We start from the raw sequence: 10,811 nt of genomic DNA, 5'->3' as shown, positions 1-10,811 counted from the left end.
GTCCATGAAACCGACCCGTCTGTTATTGGCCTGGCTTGGCGTACTGCTGGGCTTGAGCATCCTGCTGGGCGCTGCGGCAGCCTTGCAGTTCAAGGTCCCCGACACCTTGCACTCAATAGCGTGGGGCTTGCTCCTGGCGCTGTTGCTGCTGGCCATGCTGGACGCGCTGCGACTGCGCCGTCGCCCGTCGCCGCGCGTGTACCGGCAGATGCCCGGCAGCCTGGCGTTGGGCCGCTGGGGCGAAGTCCGTCTGACCCTGGAATATGACTACCCACAGGCGCTGACGGTGCAGGTGTTCGATCACGTCCCCGATGGGTTAAGTGTGGAAAACCTGCCCCAGGCCATCGAATTGCGCCCCGGTGAACGCAGTGAACTGGGTTATCGCCTGCGCCCCTTGCGGCGCGGGCATTTCACTTTCAGTCGCTGCGAAATCCACCTGCCCAGCCCCTTGGGGCTCTGGTCTGCAAGACGCTTTATCGAAGCCGAGGATGCCACCCGTGTCTATCCGGATTTCGCCCGCCTGTACGGGGCACAACTGCTGGGTGTGGATAACTGGCTGAGCCAACTGGGGGTACGTCAACGGCAACGACGAGGCTTGGGACTGGAGTTTCATCAGTTACGCGAATTTCGTGAGGGCGACAGCCTGCGGCAAATCGACTGGAAAGCTACTGCGCGGCAACGTACCCCCATCGCCCGGGAGTATCAGGACGAGCGCGACCAGCAGATCGTGTTCATGCTCGATTGCGGCCGCCGCATGCGCAGCCAGGATGATGAGCTGTCCCATTTCGACCACGCCCTCAATGCCTGCCTGCTGCTCAGTTATGTGGCCCTGCGCCAGGGCGATGCGGTGGGGTTGTGCACCTTTGCCACTGACCAGCCACGCTACCTGGCGCCGGTCAAGGGCAGTAGCCAGTTGAACCTGTTACTCAATACGGTCTATGACCTGGACACCACCCGCCGAACCGCCGACTACCAGGCAGCAGCCAGCCAACTGCTGGCCCGGCAAAAACGTCGGGCATTGGTAATCGTGGTCAGCAACCTGCGGGATGAGGACGATGAAGCCCTGCTCTCCGCCGTCAAGCGCATCAGTCGCCAACATCGGGTGCTGGTGGCCAGTATGCGTGAGGAAGTACTCGATCTGCTGCGCCAATCCCCCGTACAAACCTTGCCCGAGGCCCTGGCCTACAGCGGCACTGTCGACTACCTCAATACGCGGGATGAATTGCATGACCGCATGACCGCCCACGGCCTGTCGGTGTTGGATACGTTGCCATCAGAAATGGGGGCGGCCCTGGTGACACGCTACCTGGGCTGGAAGAAAGCCGGGGTTTTCTAAAAAAAGCGCACGACTGCGGCAGGGACAGTAGCCCCCGGCCGCGTCGACGACGCGCTGCGTCTAGGCCGAAGCCTGCAAGGGATCAAAACTGAAGTACTGCAACAACACGTTGATCAGTTGCCCATATTCCTCGGGAGCCTCAAGCACGCTGAACCCGGAATCGTAGTGCTGCGGGTTAATATCTTCATGGCTCCACAGACAGGTCGCCGTGATGTCGATGACATGGAACGTGTCGTCCGCCCCGGGTATCTTCAAGCACAACTCGAAATCAACATCGACCATCATGGGTAACTGGCTGATCAACATCAGCCCATCTTCAGAGACGTTACCCAGAAAACCTATGGGTTTGTCGGTGAGACGGTTAAACACTTGCAGGAAATACGGTAGTTGATGCCGCTCGATCCGTCGGTCGGTAAACATGGTGAGATCGCCATCCAGTGGCCATGACTCTGGCCGTGCCAGTGATTCGGAACGAGCGCGAGCGCTCGCTCTCCCTGGATCTCGGTGTGACAACGAACAACATTTCGTCACTAGACAGCTGCCGAATCCGGGCCTTGCATCCGCTCGAATAGAAACTTGTACAAACGAACATTGAAAGAATAGCCCAAGACTGGCAACGGGCCAGTGATTAAACGACGAATGCCATTACAACGAGGCAGGACGCGGCTGTGCCACGCTCGCACCAGGGTAATGACCCAGTTGCTGCAGGGTGTCCAGCCTCGCGCGGGCACGGTAGGCATACTCGCTCGACGGATATTGGTTAATGATGAATTGATAGGTTTGCACTGCGTCAACGAACAGCTTCTGTCGTTCCAGGCATTGCCCGCGCAACATCGAGACTTCCGGCTGTACATAACGCCGGGTACGGCTCTCGCGGTCGACCTGGGATAGTTCCAAAGTGACACGCTCGCAATCACCGACCTTGTACGCACGGTAGGCATTGTTCAAATGGTGGTCCATCGACCAACGGGTGCAGCCGCCAACACTGACGGCCAGGGCAGCAATGAGCAAAATTCGCATGAGGGTTCTCCTGTCTTGTGCAGTGTATCGACCCCTCGTCAAAAATCTTCAAGGCTGTTCATCTATTCAATCGAAGCGAAAACAAACGAATCATCGATAAGTAGTGCAAACGAACAATGACTACAACCAAAGAGCATAGTAGCCTTCCTCAGCGCTTGAACTCAGGAGTCTGTGCATGTCCGTCCGTCGTACCAAAATCGTCGCCACCCTTGGCCCGGCCAGCAACTCGCCGGAAGTCCTCGAACAGCTGATTCTGGCTGGTTTGGACGTTGCCCGTCTGAACTTCTCCCACGGCACCCCGGACGAGCACAAGGCTCGCGCCAAGCTGGTGCGTGACCTGGCCGCCAAGCACGGCCGCTTCGTCGCACTGCTGGGTGACCTGCAAGGCCCGAAAATCCGTATCGCCAAGTTCGCTAACAAGCGTATCGAGCTGAAGATCGGTGACAAGTTCAGCTTCTCCACCAGCCACCCGCTGACCGAAGGCACCCAGGACGTCGTGGGTATCGACTACCCGGACCTGGTCAAGGATTGCGGTGTCGGTGACGAGCTGCTGCTGGACGACGGTCGCGTTGTAATGCGCGTTGATACCGCGACTCCGACTGAATTGAATTGCACCGTGATCATCGGCGGCCCGCTGTCCGATCACAAAGGCATCAACCGTCGCGGTGGTGGCCTGACCGCCCCAGCCCTGACTGAAAAAGACAAGGCCGACATCAAGCTCGCCGCTGAAATGGAAGTGGACTACCTCGCCGTGTCCTTCCCGCGCGACGCCGCCGACATGGAATACGCTCGTAAACTGCGCGATGAAGCCGGCGGTACCGCCTGGCTGGTGGCGAAGATCGAACGCGCCGAAGCCGTGGCCGATGACGAAACCCTCGACGGCCTGATCAAGGCGTCCGACGCCGTGATGGTTGCCCGTGGCGACCTGGGTGTGGAAATCGGTGACGCCGAACTGATCGGTATCCAGAAGAAGATCATCCTGCACGCCCGCCGCCACAACAAAGCGGTGATCGTCGCGACCCAGATGATGGAGTCGATGATCCAGAACCCGATGCCGACCCGAGCCGAAGTGTCCGACGTGGCCAACGCCGTGCTCGACTACACCGACGCCGTGATGCTCTCGGCTGAAAGTGCCGCCGGTCCGTACCCACTGGAAGCCGTGCAGGCCATGGCGCGCATCTGCGTCGGTGCCGAAAAGCACCCGACCAGCAAGACCTCCAGCCACCGTATCGGCAAAGTGTTCGAGAGCTGCGACCAGAGCATCGCCCTGGCAGCCATGTACACCGCCAACCACTTCCCGGGCGTGAAAGCGATCATTGCCCTGACCGAAAGTGGCTATACACCGTTGATCATGTCGCGTATCCGTTCTTCGGTGCCGATCTACGCGTTCTCCCCGCACCGCGAAACCCAGGCCCGTGCGGCCCTGTTCCGTGGTGTGTACACCGTACCGTTCGACCCGGCTTCGTTGCCGCCCCATGAAGTCAGCCAGGCTGCCATCGACGAGCTGATCAAGCGCGGCGTTGTAGAGAAAGGCGACTGGGTTATCCTGACCAAGGGCGACAGCTACCACACCATCGGCGGCACCAACGGCATGAAGATCCTGCACGTTGGCGACCCAATGGTCTGAGTGACCCGCTGAAAAAAATGTGGGAGGGGGCTTGCTCCCGATGGCGGTGAATCAGCTACAAACTAGCTGACTGACACACCGCATCGGGAGCAAGCCCCCTCCCACATTTGGTTAGCGCCTGTCCCTGAAACCCGACAACGCCGCAATCGCCTCCGGCGACCTCAGCCGCTGGGTAAACAGCGCGCCCTCCTCCTCGATCACCTGCCTCAACTGCTCGCGATCAACGCTTTTCATCAACTGCTTGGTCACCTGCACCGCGCCCGGCGCCAGGGTTTCAAAGCGCAAGGCTATCTCACGTGCCTTGGCCAACGCAGCTTCACCGCTGCCCAACGCCTCGGTGGCGATGCCCCACGCGGCAGCCTGTTCACCACTGAACCCTTCGCCCAGCAGCAACAATTCAGCCGCCTTCGCGTGCCCCAGCAAACGCGGCAGGATCAGGCTGGAGCCAAACTCCGGACACAGCCCCAAATTGACGAACGGCATGCGCAACCGTGCATCGCGGCTGATGTACACCAGGTCGCAATGCAGCAGCAGGGTCGTGCCGATACCCACCGCCGCACCCGCGACGGCTGCGATCACCGGCTTGCGGCAGTTGAGCAGGCTTTTCATGAAGTGAAACGGCGGGCTGTCGAGGTCGCTGGGCGGTTGTTCGAGAAAATCGCCGATGTCGTTGCCGGCGGTAAAACACTCGCCGCTGCCCTGGATCAGCACGGCGGTGATGTCCGGGTCCGCGTCGGCCTGCTCCAACGCCTCGGCCAATTGGCTGTACATGGCTCGAGTGAGAGCGTTTTTCTTGTCCGGGCGATTGAGCTGCAGGGTCAGCAGCCCGCGCTCGCGGTGCTGCAGGATGGCGTCGGTCATGGCGAATCTCACGGCAGTGGAATTCAGCACTCAACCACGGGGCAGGAACACGTCGGCCAGCAGTTGATTGCGCGGCAGTCCCGCCAGGAACAAGCGTTTGGAAAACGCCTCGACGCTGACGGGGTGCCCGCAGAGTAAGGCCAGCGTTTGCCGGGAAACAAGCCGCAGTTGCGCCAATGCCTGGGTCAACTCCGCCGCGGTCCACAACTCCACCGTCAGGTTGGGATGATGTGCCGCCAGCTCGGCCAGGGGCCCAGCCAGGTAATGCCCGTCGCCATCATGGGCCAGGTGAATCAGGCGGATGGCGCCCTGGTGATCCTGGCGCAACGCCTCGCGCAGCACACCCCACAAAGGTCCCAGGCCGGTACCGGAAGCCAGCAGCCACAGCGGCCGGGATTGCCAGTCGGGATCGTATTGCAGCGCGCCGCCACGCAACTCTCCCAGGCGCAGGTGATCACCCACCGACAACGCGCGCGCGGCATCGCTGAATGCGCCGGGCTGGCGGCAATCGATATGAAACTCCAGGAAGGCATCCTCCTGAGGCAGGCTGGCCAGGGAATAAGGCCGTGCCACCTGCCCCGCCCACACCACCAGATGCTGCCCGGCGCGATACCGCAACCCGCGCTCCGGTTGCAGCCGCAGACGCAGCACCGAGGCATTCAACCAATCGGCACCCACGACCTGGGCCGGCAAACCGTCACGCAGCGGATCGAAGGCTTCGACCTGCAGATCGCCGATCACCTGGCACTGGCACGCCAGGCGCCAGCCCTCCTGGCGTTGCACCGGGCTCAGGGCATCGGGTTGCGGGTCCTCGACCTCGCCCTGGCAGCGCACCAGGCACGCATGGCAACTGCCGGCACGGCAACTGTAAGGCACGGCCACACCCGCCTGGTTCAAGGCATCCAGCAGGTTGCTGCCGGTGGCTACCGACCAATGGCGTTCGCCGACGTACAGTTCAGGCATATCAGGACTCAATCACAAGGGGCGCGCACAGGGAATCATGCCTGCGACAGTTTGACCATAGTCGGGTGTATCGGCCACCGTGCCGGGTTATACTGCCGCGCCTTTTTAGCGTCGCGCCTGCACCACTTTGGCGTGCCTTGGAAAGGTGGTTTCAGCCGACCGATGCAACACTGGAGCCACCTTTATTGAATGTTCCCTTATAGAGGAGCGCGACTCATGACCGTGATCAAGCAAGACGACCTGATTCAGAGCGTTGCCGACGCCCTGCAATTCATTTCCTACTACCACCCCGTTGACTTCATCCAGGCGATGCACGAGGCCTACCTGCGCGAAGAATCGCCGGCAGCCCGTGACTCCATCGCGCAGATCCTGATCAACTCGCGCATGTGCGCCACCGGCCATCGCCCGATCTGCCAGGACACCGGTATCGTCACCGTGTTCGTGCGCGTAGGCATGGACGTACGTTGGGATGGCGCCACCATGGGCCTGGACGACATGATCAACGAAGGCGTGCGTCGCGCCTACAACCTGCCGGAAAACGTCCTGCGTGCATCCATCCTGGCCGACCCGGCAGGCGCACGTAAGAACACCAAGGACAACACCCCGGCCGTGATCCATTACTCCATCGTGCCGGGTAACACCGTGGAAGTGGACGTGGCGGCCAAGGGCGGCGGTTCCGAGAACAAGTCGAAAATGGCCATGCTCAACCCGTCCGACTCGATCGTCGACTGGGTGCTCAAGACCGTTCCGACTATGGGCGCGGGCTGGTGCCCACCGGGCATGCTCGGTATCGGCATCGGCGGCACCGCCGAGAAGGCCGCAGTGATGGCCAAGGAAGTGTTGATGGAATCCATCGACATCCACGAGCTGAAAAAGCGCGGCCCGCAGAACCGTATCGAAGAGATGCGCCTGGAGTTGTTCGAGAAGGTCAACCAACTGGGCATCGGCGCCCAGGGCCTGGGTGGCCTGACCACCGTGCTCGACGTGAAGATCATGGACTACCCGACCCACGCCGCGTCGCTGCCGGTGTGCATGATCCCCAACTGCGCCGCCACCCGTCACGCGCACTTCGTGCTCGACGGTTCGGGCCCGGCGTCGCTGGAAGCGCCTCCGCTGGACGCCTACCCGGAAATCGTCTGGGAAGCCGGCCCATCGGCCCGTCGCGTCAACCTCGACACCCTGACCCCGGAAGAAGTGCAGAGCTGGAAACCGGGCGAAACCGTGTTGCTCAACGGCAAGATGCTCACCGGGCGCGACGCGGCGCACAAGCGCATGGTCGAGATGCTGAACAAGGGCGAAACCCTGCCGGTGGACCTCAAGGGTCGCTTCATCTACTACGTCGGCCCGGTTGATCCGGTGCGCGAAGAAGTGGTTGGCCCAGCTGGCCCGACTACCGCGACGCGGATGGACAAGTTCACCCGTCAGATCCTCGAGCAAACCGGCCTGCTGGGCATGATCGGTAAATCCGAGCGCGGCCCTACCGCGATCGAAGCGATCAAGGACCACAAGGCCGTGTACCTGATGGCCGTGGGCGGCGCCGCTTACCTGGTGGCGCAAGCCATCAAGAAGTCGCGCGTGGTTGCCTTCGCCGAACTGGGCATGGAAGCGATCTACGAGTTCGACGTAAAAGACATGCCGGTCACCGTTGCGGTGGACAGCAAGGGCGAATCCGTCCACATCACCGGTCCTGCCATCTGGCAGAAAAAGATCAGTGAAAGCCTGGCGGTAGAAGTGCAGTAAGCACTTTTCCCGCACGGATAAAGGCGACTGCGGCCCCATGGCCCAGTCGCCTTTTTCATGGCGCATGCTATGGTGCACTCCCCTTACTGTGCCTGCCCATCACTGTATGATCGTGATCCCTCGTCCCCTGCGCCTGACCTTCTATTCCCTGCTGATCATCGCCGGTGCGTTGCTCGCCGCCGCCTTGGCCACGCGCCATGCCGAACGCCAGGCATTGGTGGACGATGCCGCCCGCGCCAACCAGCAACTCGCGCTGTACGCCAATTCCCTGCACACCCTGATTGAACGCTACCGCGCCCTGCCCGCCGTGCTCGCGCTGGACTCGGAGATGATCAACGCGCTCAAAGGCCCGTTGGATGCCAGCACCCAGGACCTGCTCAATCGCAAGCTCGAACGCATCAACGGTGCGGCGCAGTCCTCCACCCTGGAGTTGATGGACCGCACCGGCCTCGCCGTGGCGGCCAGCAACTGGGCGTTGCCGAGCAGCTATGTCGGGCACAACTACGGGTTTCGGCCATATTTCAGCCAGACCAAGAGCCAGGGCACCGGGCGCTTTTACGCGGTAGGCGTGACCACCGGGATTCCGGGGTACTTCCTCTCCAGCGCGGTGCTGGATGAACACGAGCAGTTCCTTGGCGCCATGGTGGTGAAACTGGAATTCCCTGAGCTGGAGCGCGAATGGGCCCAGGGCAATGACCTGTTGCTGGTCAGCGATGCACGCGGCATCGTGTTTATCGCCAACCAACCGGGCTGGCGTTATCGCAACCTGCGCGCGCTGTCCGCCAGTGACCTCGCCGAACTCAAGGCCACCCGCCAATACGACAAGAAACAACTGCAGCCGCTGGACACCCAAACGTTGCAACGCTTCGACGAAAACAGCCACCTGATGCGCGTCAACGGCCCCGATGGCAACGCCAATTACATCTGGGAGTCCCTCCCGCTGAAGGCCGAGGGCTGGACCCTGCACCTGCTGCGCAAACCCCAGTTCGCCTTTGAAGACCAACGCAACGCCGGCCTCGCCGCCGCCGGCTCCTGGCTGGCGCTGGTGTTCCTGGTGTTGTTCCTCAGCCAACGCTGGCGACTGGCCCGTTTGCGCCAGCGCAGCCGCGAAGAACTCGAACAGCTTGTCGAAGAGCGCACCCAGGCCCTGCGCACCGCCCAGGATGGCTTGGTGCAATCGGCCAAGCTGGCGGCGCTGGGGCAGATGTCCGCCGCCCTCGCCCATGAGATCAACCAGCCCCTGACCGCCCAGCGCATGCAGTTGGCGACCCTGCGATTGCTGCTGGACCACGGCCGGGTGGACGACGCCTACAAGGCCCTGACCCCGCTGGACGATATGCTCACACGCATGGCAGCGCTCACCGGCCACCTCAAGACCTTTGCGCGCAAGAGCCCCAGCGGCCTGCGCGAACGCCTGGACCTGGCCACCGTGGTCGACCAATCCCTGCACCTGCTCGACGCACGCCTGCGTGATGAAGCCATCGGCACCGTGCTGGACCTGACCCGCCCCGCCTGGGTACGTGGCGATGCGATCCGCCTCGAACAGGTGCTGATCAACCTGCTGCGCAACGCCCTCGACGCCATGGCCGACAAACCACGCAAGCGCCTGGAAATCCGCCTGCACGCCGATCAGCAACTGTGGCAACTCACGGTCAGCGACAGCGGCGGCGGGATTGCCGAAGAGCACCTCAACAGCGTGTTCGACCCGTTCTTCACCACCAAGCCGGTGGGCGACGGGCTCGGCTTGGGGCTGGCGGTTTCCTACGCTATCGTGCACGAATTGGGCGGGCGCCTGATCGCCAGTAACCGTGGCGACGGCGCGGTATTTACCCTGACCTTGCCTATCGCGCTGGAGACACCCGACTTATGTTGAACGCGGTGATTGTGGTCGATGACGAAGCCAGCATTCGTACGGCCGTCGAGCAATGGTTGAGCTTGTCGGGGTTCGAGGTGAAGCTGTTCAGCCGCGCCGAAGCCTGCCTGGCACAACTGCCCAAGGACTTTCCCGGAGTGATCCTGAGCGACGTGCGCATGCCCGGGCTCAGCGGCCTGGAGCTGCTGGCCGAAGTGCAGCGCCGTGACGCCGACCTGCCCGTCATCCTGCTGACCGGACATGGCGATGTACCGATGGCCGTCGAAGCCATGCGCGACGGTGCCTACGACTTCCTCGAAAAACCCTTCAGCCCCGATGCCCTGCTCAACAGCCTGCGCCGCGCGCTGGACAAGCGCAGGCTGATCCTCGAAAACCGCCGCCTGCACCAACAAGCCGATCATCGAGCGCAGTTGGAGTCGAGCCTGCTCGGCGTCTCCCGTGGCTTGCAGAACCTGCGCCGGCAGGTACTCGACCTGGCGACCTTGCCGGTCAACGTCCTGATTCGTGGCGAGACCGGCAGCGGCAAGGAGCTGGTCGCCCGTTGCCTGCATGATTTCGGCCCCCGCGCGAAAAAGCAGTTTGTGGCGCTCAATTGTGCGGCGATCCCCGAGCAACTGTTCGAGGCCGAACTGTTCGGCCACGAAAGCGGCGCCTTCACCGGCGCCCAGGGCAAGCGTATCGGCAAACTGGAGTACGCCCATGGCGGCACGCTGTTCCTCGATGAAATCGAAAGCATGCCCCTGGCCCAGCAAGTGAAGCTGTTGCGGGTGTTGCAGGACCAGAAGCTGGAACGCTTGGGCTCCAATCAAAGCATTCATGTGGATTTACGCATCATTGCCGCCACCAAGCCGGACCTGCTGGAAGAAGCCCGCGCCGGGCGCTTTCGCGAAGACCTGGCCTATCGACTGAACGTCGCACAACTGCGCCTGCCGCCTCTGCGCGAGCGCCGCGAAGACATCCCGCTGCTGTTCGACCACTTTGCCCAAAGCGCCGCCGAGCGCCTGGGCCGCAGCGTGGAACCGCTGAGCGGCGCGCAGTTGGGGCGCCTGCTCAGCCATAACTGGCCGGGCAACGTGCGCGAGTTGGCCAATGTCGCCGAACGCCAGGTGTTGGGCCTTGGCGAGCCGGAGCCGGAAGGTATCGAAGCCGGACAATCGTTGGCCGCGCAGCAGGAGGCGTTCGAAGCGCATTGCCTGAAGGCCGCATTGACCCGGCATAAAGGCGACATCAAGGCGGTGCTGGCGGAGTTGCAGCTGCCACGGCGCACCTTTAACGAAAAGATGCAGCGCCATGGGTTGGCCAGGGACATGTTCCTCAAAGACGAATAAGCGGATTTCCGCTCATCACCCTCAAAAACGTCAGCGAATTTCCGCTCAAAAAAAACCCCAAAC

At 62.1% G+C, this 10,811-nt stretch carries 9 protein-coding genes; 5 read left to right on the top strand and 4 right to left on the bottom strand.

What is annotated here, in order from left to right:
- Positions 1–4 precede the first annotated feature (4 nt).
- Complete coding sequence (locus tag AB1462_RS05355; protein ID WP_090400584.1) at positions 5–1,336, top strand: DUF58 domain-containing protein; 1,332 nt, start codon at positions 5–7, stop codon at positions 1,334–1,336.
- 60 nt (positions 1,337–1,396) lie between these two features.
- On the opposite strand, the gene AB1462_RS05350 is transcribed toward AB1462_RS05355, so the two are convergent.
- Both AB1462_RS05350 and AB1462_RS05345 read right to left on the bottom strand, forming a co-directional pair.
- Complete coding sequence (locus tag AB1462_RS05350) at positions 1,397–1,756, bottom strand: PilZ domain-containing protein (protein WP_090400585.1); 360 nt, start codon at positions 1,754–1,756, stop codon at positions 1,397–1,399.
- Between the two features lie 225 nt (positions 1,757–1,981).
- Positions 1,982–2,356, bottom strand: coding sequence for a hypothetical protein (locus AB1462_RS05345; RefSeq protein ID WP_090400586.1), 375 nt, complete (start codon positions 2,354–2,356; stop codon positions 1,982–1,984).
- A 175-nt stretch (positions 2,357–2,531) separates the two neighbouring features.
- Between AB1462_RS05345 and pyk the strand changes: the two genes are divergently transcribed.
- Positions 2,532–3,983 carry a pyruvate kinase gene (gene pyk, locus AB1462_RS05340; RefSeq protein ID WP_090400587.1) on the top strand — a complete coding sequence of 484 codons (1,452 nt, stop codon included), beginning with the start codon at positions 2,532–2,534 and terminating at the stop codon, positions 3,981–3,983.
- A 111-nt stretch (positions 3,984–4,094) separates the two neighbouring features.
- Here pyk and AB1462_RS05335 read toward each other — a convergent pair whose 3' ends face one another.
- Entirely contained in the window at positions 4,095–4,844 is a 750-nt protein-coding gene (locus AB1462_RS05335; protein ID WP_259191432.1) for an enoyl-CoA hydratase-related protein, read from the bottom strand.
- Positions 4,845–4,874: 30 nt separating this feature from the next.
- A complete protein-coding gene (locus tag AB1462_RS05330) occupies positions 4,875–5,807 on the bottom strand; it encodes an iron-sulfur-binding ferredoxin reductase (protein WP_259191434.1) in 933 nt (310 codons plus the stop codon).
- 216 nt (positions 5,808–6,023) lie between these two features.
- Between AB1462_RS05330 and AB1462_RS05325 the strand changes: the two genes are divergently transcribed.
- From AB1462_RS05325 to AB1462_RS05315, 3 genes are all read left to right on the top strand, one after another.
- Positions 6,024–7,547, top strand: a complete 1,524-nt coding sequence (locus AB1462_RS05325) for a fumarate hydratase (RefSeq protein ID WP_010208051.1) — start codon at positions 6,024–6,026, stop codon at positions 7,545–7,547.
- 106 nt (positions 7,548–7,653) lie between these two features.
- Positions 7,654–9,420 carry an ATP-binding protein gene (locus AB1462_RS05320; protein WP_090400590.1) on the top strand — a complete coding sequence of 589 codons (1,767 nt, stop codon included), beginning with the start codon at positions 7,654–7,656 and terminating at the stop codon, positions 9,418–9,420.
- Positions 9,414–10,748 (top strand): sigma-54-dependent transcriptional regulator, encoded by a 1,335-nt coding sequence (locus AB1462_RS05315; RefSeq protein ID WP_367246306.1) that lies wholly within the window; start codon positions 9,414–9,416, stop codon positions 10,746–10,748. The genes AB1462_RS05320 and AB1462_RS05315 overlap by 7 nt, the downstream gene beginning before the upstream one ends.
- Positions 10,749–10,811: the final 63 nt, after the last annotated feature.

Source organism: Pseudomonas sp. SB113, from assembly GCF_040754745.1.
GTDB classification, from domain to species: Bacteria; Pseudomonadota; Gammaproteobacteria; order Pseudomonadales; family Pseudomonadaceae; genus Aquipseudomonas; species Aquipseudomonas grimontii.
Note: the sequence above shows the minus strand (reverse complement) of the source record. Positions and strands in the feature narration are given on the sequence as shown.